The 16251-nt window shown below is 38.9% G+C and carries 15 protein-coding genes; 6 read left to right on the top strand and 9 right to left on the bottom strand.

Annotation, left to right across the window (positions count from 1 at the left end; translation table 11 throughout):
• Positions 1-6 precede the first annotated feature (6 nt).
• Positions 7-1092, top strand: coding sequence for a 23S rRNA (cytidine(2498)-2'-O)-methyltransferase RlmM (rlmM, locus tag C9J51_RS15805; protein WP_045037485.1), 1086 nt, complete (start codon positions 7-9; stop codon positions 1090-1092).
• An 80-nt stretch (positions 1093-1172) separates the two neighbouring features.
• Here rlmM and xni read toward each other — a convergent pair whose 3' ends face one another.
• From xni to queF, 5 genes are all read right to left on the bottom strand, one after another.
• A complete protein-coding gene (xni, locus tag C9J51_RS15810) occupies positions 1173-1952 on the bottom strand; it encodes a flap endonuclease Xni (RefSeq protein ID WP_045037484.1) in 780 nt (259 codons plus the stop codon).
• Positions 1953-2029: 77 nt separating this feature from the next.
• Complete coding sequence (gene ppnN / locus C9J51_RS15815; protein WP_045037483.1) at positions 2030-3403, bottom strand: nucleotide 5'-monophosphate nucleosidase PpnN; 1374 nt, start codon at positions 3401-3403, stop codon at positions 2030-2032.
• 223 nt (positions 3404-3626) lie between these two features.
• Positions 3627-5174 carry a GGDEF domain-containing protein gene (locus tag C9J51_RS15820; protein WP_107275241.1) on the bottom strand — a complete coding sequence of 516 codons (1548 nt, stop codon included), beginning with the start codon at positions 5172-5174 and terminating at the stop codon, positions 3627-3629.
• 131 nt (positions 5175-5305) lie between these two features.
• Entirely contained in the window at positions 5306-7585 is a 2280-nt protein-coding gene (locus C9J51_RS15825; RefSeq protein ID WP_107275242.1) for a tetratricopeptide repeat protein, read from the bottom strand.
• Positions 7586-7706: 121 nt separating this feature from the next.
• Positions 7707-8558 (bottom strand): NADPH-dependent 7-cyano-7-deazaguanine reductase QueF, encoded by an 852-nt coding sequence (gene queF / locus C9J51_RS15830; protein WP_045037481.1) that lies wholly within the window; start codon positions 8556-8558, stop codon positions 7707-7709.
• A gap of 86 nt (positions 8559-8644) precedes the next feature.
• Between queF and syd the strand changes: the two genes are divergently transcribed.
• Together syd and C9J51_RS15840 are read left to right on the top strand one after the other, a co-directional pair.
• Positions 8645-9199 carry a SecY-interacting protein gene (gene syd / locus C9J51_RS15835; protein WP_045037480.1) on the top strand — a complete coding sequence of 185 codons (555 nt, stop codon included), beginning with the start codon at positions 8645-8647 and terminating at the stop codon, positions 9197-9199.
• A gap of 3 nt (positions 9200-9202) precedes the next feature.
• Complete coding sequence (locus C9J51_RS15840; protein WP_045037479.1) at positions 9203-9979, top strand: Zn-ribbon-containing protein; 777 nt, start codon at positions 9203-9205, stop codon at positions 9977-9979.
• Between the two features lie 40 nt (positions 9980-10019).
• On the opposite strand, the gene C9J51_RS15845 is transcribed toward C9J51_RS15840, so the two are convergent.
• From C9J51_RS15845 to C9J51_RS15865, 4 genes are all read right to left on the bottom strand, one after another.
• A complete protein-coding gene (locus C9J51_RS15845) occupies positions 10020-10295 on the bottom strand; it encodes a hypothetical protein (protein WP_373455736.1) in 276 nt (91 codons plus the stop codon).
• A 22-nt stretch (positions 10296-10317) separates the two neighbouring features.
• Entirely contained in the window at positions 10318-10548 is a 231-nt protein-coding gene (locus C9J51_RS15850; RefSeq protein ID WP_045037477.1) for a DUF2789 family protein, read from the bottom strand.
• Between the two features lie 2445 nt (positions 10549-12993).
• Positions 12994-13308, bottom strand: a complete 315-nt coding sequence (locus C9J51_RS15860) for a DUF3301 domain-containing protein (protein WP_045037476.1) — start codon at positions 13306-13308, stop codon at positions 12994-12996.
• Positions 13309-13341: 33 nt separating this feature from the next.
• Positions 13342-14388 (bottom strand): DUF3549 family protein, encoded by a 1047-nt coding sequence (locus C9J51_RS15865; protein WP_082301507.1) that lies wholly within the window; start codon positions 14386-14388, stop codon positions 13342-13344.
• A 153-nt stretch (positions 14389-14541) separates the two neighbouring features.
• Between C9J51_RS15865 and C9J51_RS15870 the strand changes: the two genes are divergently transcribed.
• The 3 genes from C9J51_RS15870 (at position 14542) to C9J51_RS15880 (ending at position 16218) form a co-directional block, all read left to right on the top strand.
• Complete coding sequence (locus C9J51_RS15870) at positions 14542-14862, top strand: YqcC family protein (protein ID WP_322788514.1); 321 nt, start codon at positions 14542-14544, stop codon at positions 14860-14862.
• Between the two features lie 9 nt (positions 14863-14871).
• Positions 14872-15609: a tRNA pseudouridine(65) synthase TruC gene (gene truC, locus C9J51_RS15875; RefSeq protein ID WP_045037474.1), complete on the top strand. Its 738-nt coding sequence runs from the start codon at positions 14872-14874 to the stop codon at positions 15607-15609.
• Positions 15610-15756: 147 nt separating this feature from the next.
• Positions 15757-16218, top strand: coding sequence for a flavodoxin (locus C9J51_RS15880; protein ID WP_045037473.1), 462 nt, complete (start codon positions 15757-15759; stop codon positions 16216-16218).
• Positions 16219-16251 lie beyond the last annotated feature (33 nt).

The following is a 16251-nucleotide window of genomic DNA, read 5'->3' on the forward strand; positions in this document are numbered from 1 at the left end:
TCCAACGTGAATCAAGTTTTATTGTACTGTCGTCCTGGCTTTGAGAAAGAATGTGCCGGAGAGGTTCAAGACAAAGCAAATACGCTGGAATTGTTTGGTTTCCCTCGGGCGAAAAACAATTCAGGTTATGTGTTATTTGAGTTTTACCAAGCAGGTGATGCAAATAAGTTTATTCAATTGCAGCCATTCTCGCAGTTGATCTTTGCTCGCCAAATGTTTGCAACGTCAGCAATGCTAACTGGTTTGCCAACAGAAGATCGTATTTCACCTATTCTAGAAGCCATTGGTGATGATTTCCCTATCTGTGGTGATTTACGTATTGAAACACCGGATACTAATGAAGCGAAAGAGCTATTAAAGTTCTGTCGTAAATTTACAGTGCCATTACGTCAAGCAATGCGTAAGCGTAATATTTTATACGTTAAAGATAACCATAAAAAGCCAGTGTTACACGTGTGCTTTATTGCTCCTGGTTGTTGTTTTGTTGGCTATTCTTACCCGCAAAATAACTCACAGTTCTTTATGGGTATTCCTCGTCTTAAATTCCCATCAGATGCACCAAGCCGCTCAACGCTGAAATTAGAAGAAGCATTTCATGTGTTTATTCCACGTGAAGAGTGGGATGAGCGTTTAGCCCCAGGTATGTGGAGTGTTGACTTAGGCGCCTGTCCTGGTGGTTGGACGTATCAATTAGTGAAACGTTCGATGTTTGTTCATGCGATTGATAACGGTACTATGGCGCAAAGCTTAATGGATACCGGCCAAGTTAAATACCACGCCGTTGATGGTTTTAAATATGAGCCAGCACGTAAGAATATTACGTGGATTGTGTGTGACATGATTGAAAAACCAGCCCGTGTGGCGCACCTTATTGGTGAATGGTTAATTAAAGCATGGGCCAAAGAAGCTATTTTTAACCTTAAACTGCCAATGAAAGGCCGTTATGACGAAGTACTACAAGATATTGAAAATCTAAAAGTACTACTGATTAAAAATGGGGTTAAGTTTAAACTTCAGGCTAAGCATTTGTACCATGACCGTGAAGAAATCACGGTGCATATTCAACGCTTGGATAATCGCTCTGCATATTAATTTGAAGGTAGCGTAACGGATTATTATTAACGCCATCCTTTTGAGGGTGGCGTTTTTTTATGGCTGGAATTTACGCTGAATTAATTCTGAGTGACATCGTGATAACGGATATCTTGTAAATTAAAGCCAAGTTCTAAATCAGTTTTTAGGCTTGCTACCGCTTTTGATGCTCGTGCTGTTTCTTCATTGCCAGTGATTTTCTTTTGCCATTTAGGAGCAAGATCGGTCGCGGTTAGAATCGCGTCAAGATTAGGGTAGAGGCTTAATAATTCCACCGCCGCTTTAGGACCAATGCCTGCAATACCCGGGATTTTACTGGAGCTGATGCCTGCTAATCCCCAATAGTCAGTTAATAACTGCGGTTTAACCCCGTATTCTTTTTCAATAAAAGGGCTATCAAGCCAACGTTGTTGGAAGTAATCACGAATACGTAACGTCGGTTGTAGTAACTGACAATAGCCTTTGTCGGTTGAAACGATAGTAACTTGCTCATGACGAGAAGCGACTTTTAAGGCTAGTGTTGCGACGAGATCATCTGCTTCATCGCCATCAGATAATAATGAATCAATACCAATGGTCATAAACGCATCTTGAATAATATTCATGCCCGTTAATAGTTCAGGCGGCATCGGTTTACGGCCTTCTTTATAATGCGGCAGTAATTCTGCTCGCCAACCGCGATCATCACTATTATGGTCAAACACCGCCACAATATGGCTCGGTTCCGTGCTATTAATGATTTTCTGTAATGCCTGACAGCACACTCTTGCGGTGTTGTCGACATCGGGTTGCCCCGGTTGCGCTGCATGAACGCGGCGAATAAGATTTAATGCATCAATAATAACAAGGTGGATAGCCATAAATAAATTCTATTTAGATGAATAAAAGGAGCGCTTAGGCTCCTTATTGTACGCAAAACTATGAGCAAATGACGATATTATTTTGTTTGATCATGCGTATTAACGATTTCATAACACGGCTCATATTGACTGCCGGGTAATTTCATTCGTTGTTGTTCTACAAAATTTTTCAATAGTTTATCCATCCGTTGCATTAGGACTTTATCACCGTCGATCTTAAATCGACCATATTGCTCAATTTCATGAATGCCTTCTTCTTTGACATTACCAGCCACGATACCAGAGAAGGCTCGACGTAAATTAGCCGCCAGTTTTTCTTTTGGTTGATCCATATGTAAATCTAAACTCGCCATCGCTTTATGTGTCGGTGCAAATGGCATTTGGAAATCTTCAGGGATCGTCAGTGACCAGTTAAAGCAATAAGCATCACCCGTTGCTAAGCGATGTTCTTTTACTCGCGTCATCGATGCTTTCATTACTTGCGCAACCTCAGTGGGATCATCAATAATAATTTGATAATGCTGGGTGGCAGCGTCACCTAACGTGTCACGAATAAAGTCATCTAGGGTACGGAAGTAGGCTTCACTTTCTTTGGGACCGGTGAGGATTAATGGCAGTGGTTGTTCAGCGTTATCGGGATGCATCAAAATCCCTAAAATATAAAGTAGTTCTTCTGCTGTACCTGCGCCACCGGGGAAAATAATGATCCCATGGCCCACTCGCACAAAGGCTTCTAACCGTTTTTCTATGTCAGGTAAAATAACCAACTCATTAACAATCGGGTTTGGTGGCTCTGCGGCAATAATTGATGGTTCAGTTAAACCAATAAAGCGGCTGCCAGAGTAACGTTGTTTAGCATGGCCAATGGCTGCACCTTTCATTGGACCTTCCATGGCGCCTGGTCCACAGCCTGTACAAATGTTGAGTTCACGTAACCCTAATTCATTGCCGACTTCACGGGTATATTGGTATTCAATTGGGTTAATGGAATGACCACCCCAACATACGATAATATTAGGATCTTCACCTGCATGTAGGGTGCGAGCATTACGTAACAGACTAAACACAAAATCGGTAATGTGCGGGGCGCTGGCAAGGTCAATATCATTACGACGTGCGATGTGCATATCGACATAAATAATATCGCGTAATACTGAAAACATGTGTTCTTGAATGCCACGAATAATACGACCATCAACAAAAGCATGTTCGGGTGGGTTCACCAGCTCGATTTTAATACCACGTTCACGACGTAATAAATTAATTGCAAAATCGAGATGTTTTTCAAGTAATTCTTTGGAATTATCCGTATGGCTGCCTGAGTTTAAAACCGCCAGCGAGCAGTTTCGATAGAGACGGTATAAATCACTGGATGCGGTTGCTTTTAGGCTGTCGGCTTCTATTTGAGACAATAGGTTCATGGCGCCGATAGGGCTGATATGCGTTATCATAATAACCTCCCTGGTAATGATGAAACAGCATGTTCTTTTTTAAGATAAGGCAGAAGGCAAGGTGTATTCACTACAGGACTGGTGCAAAAATCAAATAAAGAACAGTAAGATAATTTGTTTTTCTTTCATTACCATACACAGTGATTTTATCTTTGACCAGTAAATGATAATAATAATATAAGAACCTAATATCGCGATAGACACGATTGTTGAGGCGGGTTAATTATTGATGAATAACAGTGTTACAACGTTGGATTTGGCTGTGACGCAGTGCGGTTTCAATACGTTGGATAACATTTTTAGGTGTGTCATTATGGTTGAAAAATGAGGTGCAAATAGACACCGATATCGAAATACTCTGACCTTTAAAATGTAATGGTAATTGAGTGATCGCAGTTTGAATATTGTTCATTAATTGCTGGCATTGTTGCTGATCGATATCGGTTAGTAGCAATATAAAAGCATCTTCATTAAAGCGAGCAATAAAATCGGTTGGATTTAATTGGTGACTAATCGTTTGTGCGATAATTTTAAGCGCTTTGTCACCCGCATGGTGACCATAGTTATTATTTAACTGGGTAAAATTATCGATATCAATCAGCACTAGCAGTAATGGATTTTGATAGCGTAGCCAACGTTGATACTCATGTTCAATACGATCATTAAACGCGCTGCGGTTATAGGTTAAGGTTAATTTATCTCGAAAAATATTTTGTTCTTGTTGGCTTAATCGTTGGCGATAACTATACGTTTGTTGTTGTAATTGCTGCACTTTATTATCGGTATGATTTAACTGTTCAATTAACGCTTGTTCCCGTTGCTCTAATTGGCTATTACGCTGTGCTAATTGTTGTAATTCATAAATAATATTTTCCCATGAGGCAGTAATGCCCTCTGGTGTAGTAAGTTGTTGATCAATATTAGAGACAATCGTTGATATACCAGTATTAAAATCATGTCGATGTTGATGCAATACAGAAAAAGAACTGGCCGTTTGGGCGGTATTTTTTTGGAGTGAGGCTAAATCGCTATTCAGTGTATTTAGAAATCGTTGCGATGCGTAACGCTCATTATGGGTACCTGAGACAATAAGGCGTAAAACTTGGATTAATAAAGCCAGCAGTGTTTGTTGGTCGACACCTTGTGCTAATTGATTGCGAATAGAAAATAGTTGCTGACCTTGATCATTGATAAAGTCTATTTCGGTGATGATTTGTTGTAATTCGGCAACTAATTCAACACTAAAGTTGGGCTGATTATCATTAGATAATGTGTTTTTGTTATCGGTGGCTGTTAGTGATTTTATACTGCGCTCATACAACTCAAGTAAGCGAACTATACGCTGATGATTATCTAATAATGTGGTCGGTTGTTGGCTAACAAGATGATCTAAATCTTGCTGTAATGACATGGGTAAATTTTGATGTTGTATCAGGGTATGGCTGCGTTGATTAATTTGTTGCTGTAGGTGGTTATTTTGATGTTGGATCACATCAGCTTGTTGAGTAACTAGCCGTTCAACAATCGCTAACCGAGGAATCAGACGACTAATCTCTAAAGGTTGTTCAAGATCATGGGTTATAGATTGCAAGGTGTTGTCGAGTTCATTATCAATACCTCGACAAGCAATGGTTAAGCGAGTAATTAGACGTTTTAATATTACAATTTCACGCCGCGATTTTAGGTTAGAATCACGGTAAGAGAGTTGAGCGTGGTCTAATTGTTGTTTTAGAGTGTTAACTTCAGCAACAATTTCGCTAATATCTATCATTGGTTATGTATCTGTATTAATACTTTAAATATCATTTAATTCATAATGTTATAGTTATTTTTAAAGTAGGCTACCAAAAATAAATGACAATAGTTAGCGCTATTTTACAAACTTTTGAAACATTTATATATTTAGTTGATATCTTTGTTAATATTGTGATCGTAGTTCCAAATTATTTCATTGTTGGTTGAACTGCGTACTTTTACTAATCCTTTTGCTATTCCTTTAATACAAGATCGACGAATATTGTCACTTACAAAACTGGCTGCGGGGGCGGCATCAATCGCGGATAAGTGAACCCAGTGGCTACCTGAATATTTATTATTGAGGCTGACGCCAGCATCAACAGTCATTAGTAAAATATCAATTAATTCTTGATCATTAATCGCGGTATATGATCGTGGTAAAAAGGGGTATTCGGCCATGCCTATTTGTAATGCGGTTTCGATATTTAATGGCAAAGTATAATTATCAATTAGCTGCTGGATTGAGTCGGCAAGTTGTTTGGGATCACAGCTCAAACGTGCATTGGGTTCGATATATAAAAACATCGCATCAGAAAAATGATAAATACGCGCGGGTTCTAATACTTGTTGTTGTAAATAATCACCAAATTCCTTTTCAGCAGCAAGCCCTTGTTGGTAACCTTTTTCCAGATAAATATTTTTTAAAAAAGAGACTTCAAATAAGGCAAAGCGTAACCGATCACTTAACGGTTCATTAATAATTTCACCAAGATGCCATTGTTCAAAGTTAGCGCTACTTTGTTGGAGTGAGTTAGCTAAACGAGCATTAAGCATTCGCAAATTACGTAACCCACTACGTGGATGAGTATAGTAATCGGTGGTTAGCTTTGTAAGTTGCTGTTTTAATTGTTTATTTATATGTTGGCGACGCCATAATAGTAACAATAAAAGAACCAATCCCCCAATAAGGGCTAAAGATATTTGTTGCTGTTTATAGAGCGCATTTTTATTAATGAATTGCTCTCGTTCCATCTCTTCAAGCTTCAGTGAGCGTTCCATCATTTTTTGTTGTTGCTTAAATACTTCAGTATTACTTTTGGTCGCGTTTTTTTGTTTACCAACATACAGTTGTTCATAACGACGTTGGCTGAGTAAAGCGTTGTAATAGTCATTTTGTTTTTCAAACGCTTTTGACAATATTGATTCGCCTATTAATTGCAAATCTGTCGCACCAATACGACTGGCTGAAATTAATCCTGCTTGCAATGAAGTAATGGCATCGTCTAATGCGCCTTTTTCGAGCTCTAATTGCCCTTGTAGAATTTGGCTTTCCGCTACAATATTTTCATTACCACTTTGAAGAGCAAGATTACGCGCTTGAATAATGTATTGTTCTGTTTTTGGGTAGTTATATAAGTGTAAGTAAACCCGTGCAATATTAAGTCGTAAAGAGGCTGAACGAACATCATGTTTAAGCTGGTTTTCTTGGTCGAGCGCATTAAAATAATGCACTAAAGCAAGATTATAACGACCTTGTTGCTCATAGATTGAAGCAATTAAGGTTAATGTTTTTGCTAATTGTTGAGTGCGTTTATAGCGTTCAAAAAACTCTCCCGCTTGAGTCGCATGTTCTAATGCTTTATCAAACACATGACGTTCTTCAAACAGTTGTGCTAATTCATAGTTAGCACGCGCAATTTGGGGTTGATCTTCATGTTCAACCGCGAGCCAATAACCGCTTAATAAGCGATCAAGTGCCATATCATAATGATGATGACGTAAATAATGTTGGCCTAATGTGAGCTGATAATTAATGGTTTCATCTTTATCGTCAAAAGCAACTAAATACCCTTTAGCTTTGATAAATAGTTTTTCCGCAGCTTCGTCTTTATTTAAACTTGACTCAATTCGAGCTCGCAGCATTAAAGATTGATATTTTAATTCTTGTTGTTGGCGGGTTTGTTTTATTGGTTGTGAATGTTTTATATCAACGCTAAGGGTGTTGAGTATTTTTAGGGCAGTTGCACTATTACTTAAGTTAATCCAATAAAATTGTGCCAATAAGATACGGCTTTCAAAAACACTGAACATAAAATTATTATCAAAGGCTTTTTTTTCAGCTTTTCTAATCGCTTTAATCGCTAGTTCTGGCCGTTGTAATAGTGATAGAGCTTGAGCTTGAAGTTGTAGTGCATTAACGGTATTAAGTGGTGTGCGGGTTGAATGATCAGCTTCACCGTTAAGATGAATTCGGGATGGATCTTGAGGTTTGCTAAGACGTCGTTGTTCGAGATAGTTTTGAGTGATAATAAGTGTTCGTTGTGGCTGATTAACTAATAAATTATGTGCCTCAGTGAGGATCGGCGAGCTATAAAGTTTTGCTTGAAGATCAAATGAAGTTGTTAGTAATACTAACCCAGAAAGAAATAGGCCCCGAAAATTCATATAATCTCAAAACAGCAGAATAACACATAAGATAGTGTTGATTTTACTGGGTTAATACATCAAGTCCAGCAAAGTAAAGATTTTTGCCGGACTTAATGTTGAATTCGTCGTTAGGATCTAATTACTGACGTGCTAGGCGGAAATTATCACTTGGCGTTTTACCCATATTGGTACGGTATGGATTAATATCTAAACCACCACGACGGGTATAGCGCGCATAAACCGTTAATAATTCTGGTTGGCAGAAACGCATAATATCGTTGAAAATACGTTCAACACATTGTTCGTGGAATTCATTGTGATTACGGAATGACACAATGTAACGCAGTAATTTTTCACGGTCGATACGATTGCCTTTATAAGCAATACGTACACTACCCCAATCAGGCTGATTAGTGATTAAGCAGTTTGATTTTAGTAGGTGACTATGAACAATTTCTTCTACAACATCGTTGTTATCAGCGGCACCTTCAAGATATTCTGGCTTAAAAGCATAGTCGTTAATTTCAATGTCTTGATCGTCAATGCATTCGCCAAAGAAATTAACAATCGGCTGCTCATTAAAATCAGTCAGAGGTTGAATGGTGACATCAACATCTTCACCAGCACAGCGAGATAAATCAATTTGCAGTGTATCTGCAATATCTTGCCAGCTATCAAAACGGGTTTGATTAAAACTGTTAAGGTATAGCTTGAAAGATTTTGATTCAATAAGATTTGGGCTTGTTACGGGTAAGCGAACTTCACCAATGGCAACTTGTGGTAAGCCTTTATTATTGAGCCAAGATAATTCGTATAATGTCCAAATATCATAGCCAGTAAATGGCAGTGCATCATCGCTGATATTAATATCGGTGCGGTTTAAGCTTCTTGGTACGGGTTGCAGTAGTGATGGATCATATTGATCTTTATACTCTGTCTTTTTGCCAAGGGTTAAACCTGCTAATTCTTTAGCGTCTTTATATTTACTCATACTGTCTATGACACTCTTGGATTAGAATAGATGTCCGTCGAAACGGTTTAAACCTAAAGTTTACTGAATCTTTTATGAGGTTGCGAATGAATCATCCTGTTACCTGCGCTTTATCTGATTTTTCTGCTCGTTATTTACAAGCATGGTGTGATGCCGATCGCGGTTTTCCCGAAAGTGAGCATTTAGTGGGGCTTATTTCACCCTGCGTTATTGTTGATGATGGTCAAAATGTAACTTGGAAACCCATTGTTCGCCAGTCTATGATTGCTCTAGATGGCGTCGAAAAAGGCATGGATTTATCACTTCATAGTGACATTAATGCTTTTTATGGCTCGCAATATAGTGGTGATATGAGTGCTATGTTTGGTGATTTATCTTTGGATTTATTACAGGCATTTAATGACGATGATATTGAACGTTTACAACAAAATATTCTTGGACATTTGGTGACTCAACGCCGAATGAAGCTGAAACCCACGGTATTTATTGCGGTTGTAGATGATGAATCACAAGTCATTTCTATTTGTAATATGACCGGCCAAGTGGTGTTAGAAACATTGGGTAAAGATACTCGTCAAGTGTTAGCAAATGATGTAGTGATGTTCTTACAGCAATTGCAGCCATTAGTCGCTGAGGTGTAATACGTGTTTGTTGTTGAGTTACAATTTGAATGTTTTGATAACACAACGTTATCGCAAGTAGATACTGCCATTAATGGCTTAATGGATGCATTGCGCTATAACGGTCAAGTACTTGGACGTGAATTTCCTGTCGTTATTGATGATGGTATCTTTCGCGTTCGCGTTGTGTGCCCGGAGAAAGAAAGTCTTCATTCTCGATTTAATAGTCCGCAAGTGGATCAGTGTTATGAGCAATTAACGGTCGCGTGTTTACTGGCACCTAAAGTAAAAATATTAGGGATTGATCTTAATTCTGATTCGGTTGCTGAAAGTTTTTCACCTTCATGGCAAGTGCTTTACACCACTTATGTGCATAGTTGCTCACCACTTCGTAGTGGTGACACATTATTGCCAATCCCGTTATACCAAACCGGGGCGACGACAGATAATGACTATAAAGCGATTATTAAATGGCAGACAGAGTGGCAAGCTTTTGATGAAATTCAAATGGCGATTAAAAGTCCAACTGCGGTGAGTATGGCATTGGCTGAAATTGGTGATGTAGACAGTGAATTGTTTGTGCGTGGGCGCGAATTATGCCGTCATATCGAAACCACCACTGAAGTACCAACTTATTATTATCAATACCGTGTTGGCGGTGAAAGTAAAGCGGCTGAATTTGCCCGTCGATGCCCAAGTTGTGATGGTGAATGGCGAGTGCCAGAAGCATTACATGGCTTATTTCAGTTTAAATGTGATCGTTGTCGAATTGTGTCTAATATGTCGTGGAACTTTCAATAGTAATTAAAAAAGCACCTTTAAATTAGGTGCTTTTTTATGACTAGCGATCAGCTTCTAATCGCGCTAAACGTGTCGAAAGTACCAGTAGCTGTTGCTCAAGTTGTTCAAGGCGTTGCTCGGTCGTTAATACCTGTTGTTGCTTTTCTATATGCGGTACTTTGGCATTTTTTTGCCATGCTTGTAGTGCTTTTATAATCACAGGAATAGGCAGTGATGTGGTAAGACGTGCTTTAATCAATGCCGTTGAGGGTTGTTTATTTTCAGCCACTAAGCTTGCTATCGCCTGTTCTATTTCTTGAGTGATGGTTGACATCATGATTCCTTGGTCAATATTGTGATTATTTTCGCAGTAGCACATCTAATTGATCGATGACTTCACACCAATCAGCATCTTGTTGTTGTGCCTCATTAATAAACTGTTGTTGAGCTACGGTGAAAAAGGGCGCTTCTGCTAATTTTTGTGGTTGTGTTAATGAATGCGTTTGTAAAAAATGCTCAATAAAGTCGGTTGAATTATCTAATCCTAATTGGCTGAATAAACTCGCTAAATTGTGGTTGAATGCTTCCATTTTTATTCCTTATTTAGCCATGTTTTGTTTGTTTATGAGTATAGTGGATATCAGTATAAATAGTTACCATTAGTCAAATGACTAGTCTCGTTGTAAGAGATCTCTCACAAGTGCGTGAGATATTGAGTGTATATGTGGTGTTAATTATCATCTGTTAATATTTATATTTTTGATTTATAAGTACTTTTTAATTTTAATGTGAAATTAAATGAAAAAAATATTAAAAAACCTTTATGTATAGATTGTAGTTAATAATGAAAAGCGTAATCTTAGTGGTGTCGAAAGGATACGACACAACGGAACAGGAAAGAGCCACGGATATAGGCAGTCTCAGGATGAGGTACTGGTAAACTAGGATGGTTTATCGGATATGGAATGTGAAGGGAACACCATAGGATATGGTATCAAGATAAGCAGGACGTTTATCTGTCAGGAAGACTAGGATAACTTCAGGACGAAGTAAGGAACACCTCTAGGATTGAGGCATAAAGGATCACTTCAGGATGAAGTAAAGGACACCTCCAGGAAGGAGATGAGAGTCAGAACAGGATGTGATGACGGGTTAGGATGGCCAATGGAACAACTTCAGGATGAAGTATAAAGGACAATGCTGACGGAACACAGCAGTCAAAGGAAGGATGCAAGGAGCAACATCGTAGCGGGATTGCTGCACGTAAGACCTAAGGGTGCGACGAAAGTCGCGCCCTCTCTTTTTTGTATAATCCTCAAATAAAATTATTTAATGGCAGCAGTATTAAATCTGATTCTTTTTGGGGAACTTGCTTTTATTCGCACCTCGCACCTCGCACCTCGCACCTCGCACCTCGCACCTCGCACCTTTATCTCCTTGTGTAATAACGATATTTTACTTGTTGTGATAAAGTATGACAAATAATGAATAGTTTTTGACTATTGCCTGTGTGCGAGATCTCTTACAAATCTGTGGGAGATAAGCATAAGGATAATGACACTATAATTGTATTTTGGTATTAACTTATTGTTATTGTTGGTTTTATTCTTAATGTGTCGCTTGGTTAATTATAAGATAATAAAAAAGATATTTTGAGCTATGTAGGATTTATTAAGTAATTCACATAATATTAGTGGTGTCGAAAGGATACGACATAACGGAACAGGAAAGCGCCACGGATACAGGCAGTCTCAGGATGAGATATTGGTAAGCTAGGATGGTTTATCAAACATGGAATGTGAAAGGAATACTGTGGGATGCGGTATAAAAGATAAACAGGATGTTTATCTGTCAGGAAGGCTAGGATAACTTCAGGACGAAGTAAGGAACACCTCTAGGATTTGAGGCATAAAGGATCACTTCAGGACGAAGTAAGGAACACCTCTAGGATTTGAGGCATAAAGGATCACTTCAGGATGAAGTAAGGGACACCTCTAAGATTTGAGGCATAAAGGATCACTTCAGGATGAAGTAAAGGACACCTCCAGGAAGGAGATGAGAGTCAGAACAGGATGTGATGACGGGTTAGGATAGCCATAGGAACAACTTCAGGATGAAGTACAAAGGATAATGCTGACGGAACACAGCAATCAAAGGATGGATGCAGGGAGCAACATAGTAGCGGGATAGCTGCAAGTAAGACCTCAGGGCGCGACGAAAGTCGCGCCCGCTCTTTTTTGTACGATCCAAAAAAGTCAGGTATTTAATTATCACGGTATATTAAATTTGACCCATTTAGGTAACTTGTTTTTACATGCATCTCGCATCTCGCATCTCGCATCTCGCATCTCGCATCTCGCATCTCGCACTAAATGATCCTATTGTTATTATTAATGGCTTTTTTCTATTGATGTTGTAAGAGATCTCTTACAAGTGTGTAGGATTTTTTCGTTATTAGTGTCAATAAATTGTCACAGCAAGGTGGTAAAAATGATATATATCAATGCCTTGTGCTAAGGTTAATTATTGTTAATTATTATGATTGATAATTAATAGAATATTTATTATTGCGTCATTTTTATGATCGAGTAATATATTGTTATCAGCTGGAGCTGACAAGGATTAAGGAACAGCCACGGAGTTGGCCGCTCAGGAAGAGCACATAGGTGATACGGATTAATCATCTAGCTAGGATGCATGGGTTTCTCTGGGATAGAGAGCCATAGATAGGATATCTATTAGTCAGGATGACAATATTCTAGGATGGAATAGGGAACTCTTCAAAACGAAGTCAGGAATAACTTCTAATGAAGCAAAGGACACCTCCCAGTGGAGAGAGAGTCAGTGTTGGATATGCTGATGGGTCAGGGATTACCGAAGAATGACTTCTAGGATGAAGTTAAGATTTATCTGGGGATTTAAGTATATCAAGGATTGATAGCAGGGAGCACGACAGTAGCTGGATTGCTGCAAAAGTAATATCTAAGGGCGTGACAATATTTATTGTCGCGCCCATTCTTTTTTGACTCGCTAAATTAATAATCACAGCCTTCTGGAATACGGTGCGGGGGCACATAAAAATAGCTCGCACGTAAACGTTTCATTTCAATATAGCCTTGATAGACATCCATACCATCGGTTGAAAACTCAAACACAAACACTGTCCGCCACCCCCATTCACCATGATGATCTTTGAGCTTTTGTTCACCGCGAGCAAAGCTGATCATTTGCAAGCCCATATTTTTACAACGCTGCTCAATGTAATACTGCGCTAATTCAGTTTGGCGTCGTTGCTGCCAAAATAAAAAGCCGATAATAGCAATAATTAAAATACCGAACAGGTTATCCATAGAGTAAAAAGCCCTTATAAACGATGAATGCGATTAGTGATTCTTAGCATGCTGTTGTAATTTTTGAATGGCAATGATCAATGCAGGATCCGCTTGGCCATGAAGTATTTGTAACATGATGCCACGTAATAATGGTTGCATGACAAGATCAGTAAATAATTGATTAAACAATGTTTGATCTTCAGTTTCAGCTAAGCGTAATAAAAATAATGACGCGATGTCTATATCAGAAAAGCCACTCCAACACCGACCAGCGATAGCGATAAGTACCTCTCGGTGACATAACGAAGGTTGGTTTAAAATAGTGGTTAATGTTTGTTTTAAGTGCTGTGGAGTACTACCCGCAAGGGCGCGCACTAAAGCCGCAATTAAAAATAAATCGGGTTGTCGTTGTTGGCATTCTAGCGTTAATCGTTCTGTTATTCGTTGGGTAAGAGCTGCTGGAATAGAGCAATGCTCAAGGCAACCTAGTAATGCATACAAAGGCGTCATGGGTAGATGGTTTAACGCTTTACGTAACGAGGTTGCATTGTTGTGTTGCGATATACGCGCGCATATATCGGCTAATCCTTGCAAGCCAATATGTTGCCATTGCTGCCAATCTTGTTGGCCTGATAAATAAGCTTGTGCATCTGCATAATATTGACTTGGTGGTAAATTAAGTAATACCCGTAGTTGCGCATTAAAAATCGCCATCTTGTCGTCATTGGGTTTAAATGTATAAGGGTTATTGGCGAGCTTTTGTTGTTCTTCTTCGGTTGGGGTACTGTTTAAGCTCGCGCCCATGGCTTCAATAACATATTTAATGAAATCACCGACAGCGGCTTGTTTTAGCAGTCCACGTTCATCTAGTGGTAAGCGTAAAAACCATACCCAAGGTGGTTGTTGATGTTGCCAAAATGAAATAGCAATATGAGCATGCTGCTGAAGTGGCCATGGGTAAGGCTGACGATTTTCTTCGACGGCTTTAAATTGCTCACTCTCAATTTCATTAACTCGACGACCCAAATCAAAAATATTATAACGACAACCAGCATTATCAAGTAGTTGGGTTAAAGTATGAAATGTTTCCATGGACATAATAAATAAAGCTCCTTCAATCAGCTCGTCAGTATAATTAGTAGCATCGGCTCAGCATACCTGTGAATAGGTTGCTAATCACCATAATATAGTTGGGGCGTTGGAACTGAAATGCTATCCTGCGCCGTTTTTATTATCAATAAAAGAGGGGTTATGGTGGATAAGTATCATCAAAGTCAGCAATTACTCACTCAATTAGAAAATATTCTACAACAACATCAATATTGGGAAACTATTGCTCCTGATCCTCAAGCGTTAGCGAGTATTGAACCATTTGCGATTGATACCTTGGCTTGTCATCAATGGTTACAATGGATTTTTATTCCCAAATTACGTTATTTGATCGTGCAGCGGTTACCGTTACCGACTCAATTTTCTATTTCGCCTTATGTGGAAGAGGCAATGAAAAATCAAGTTGGAACAATAGATATTGTGACGACAGTGCGTGAAATTGATCAATTGTTTAAAGACTAAGAGAATAGAATGGAACTGGAAATTTTATACCGAGATGATACGTTAATTGCGATTAATAAACCCGCAGGTATGTTGGTGCATCGCTCTTGGTTAGACAGTCATGAAACTGTGTTTGTGGTGCAAACATTACGTGATCAAATTGGTCAACATGTGTTTCCATTACACCGTTTAGATAGGCCAACATCAGGTGTCCTTTTATTTGGCTTATCCAGTGAAATTGCCGCAATGATGATGCCCGTTTTTGCTGGTCGAGAAATGCATAAAACTTATCATGCGATTGTGAGAGGTTGGATTAAAGAAGCGGCAGTGTTGGATTACCCACTAAAAGTCATGTTAGATAAAATTGCCGACAAAAAAGCCACTGAAGATAAAGAGCCGCAAGAGGCAATAACCGCTTATTCACCGTTAGCGACAGTTGAAACGGATATTGCCGTGGGACGTTATGCGACTAGTCGTTATAGCTTGATCGAGCTGAAACCAGAAACAGGACGTAAACATCAATTACGCCGCCATATGCATCATTTAGATCACCATATGATTGGTGATGTGAATTATGGTGATGGTAAGCACAACCGCATGTTTCGCGAAAATCTTGATTGCCATCGATTAATGTTACATGCGTCACGATTACAATTTAATCATCCTGTTACAGGTGCTGCTGTTGATATTCGCGCAGAGGTTGATGATGTTTGGCAACGTGTTCTGACAAGATTTAATTGGTCATCATTACTGTTGCTTGATGCGTAATATAAAATAGCACTTAATCGTCATGAATGAGCGGTAGTGCAAATTTATTAGTTTTAATTCACACCATAACTTGCTTTTCTTTGGTGGAGTTGCCAGATTGGTAATAGTCCCTTATTGAGGACGTCTGACAGCAAAGGAGAGCGGAAAATGAATAAGTTAGGCATATTTGTAGGCTCTGTATATGGTGGAGCAGAAGCGTTAGCTGAGACATTAGCCGCTAAATTAACATCGGCGCAAGTTGAGATTTTTTTTGACTCAACGTTAGATGATTTTATGGCTTATGATGCTGATACCGTGTTAGTGATTTCTTCGACAACGGGGCAAGGTGAGATCCCTGAGAATCTATTGCCTCTGTACGTTGCATTGAAAGATCAATTCCCGTTATTGCCTAAGCAACACTACGGTGTAATAGCATTAGGTGATTCTAGCTATGGAGAAGATCGTTTTTGTGGTGCAGGACGTAAATTTGATGCGTTATTAACTGAACTTCATTCAACGTCGGTTCAACCTCGATTAGATATTGATGCTGGGATACATTTTGATCCATTAGATGTTGCCGATAGCTGGTTTACACAATTTATTGCTAGTGCAGATCAAGTAGCAGCATAATGTCAGTGTTACTTTAACATTGATGATAGATAT

The sequence above is a fragment of the Photobacterium iliopiscarium genome, from assembly GCF_003026395.1.
Classification (GTDB): domain Bacteria; phylum Pseudomonadota; class Gammaproteobacteria; order Enterobacterales; family Vibrionaceae; genus Photobacterium; species Photobacterium iliopiscarium.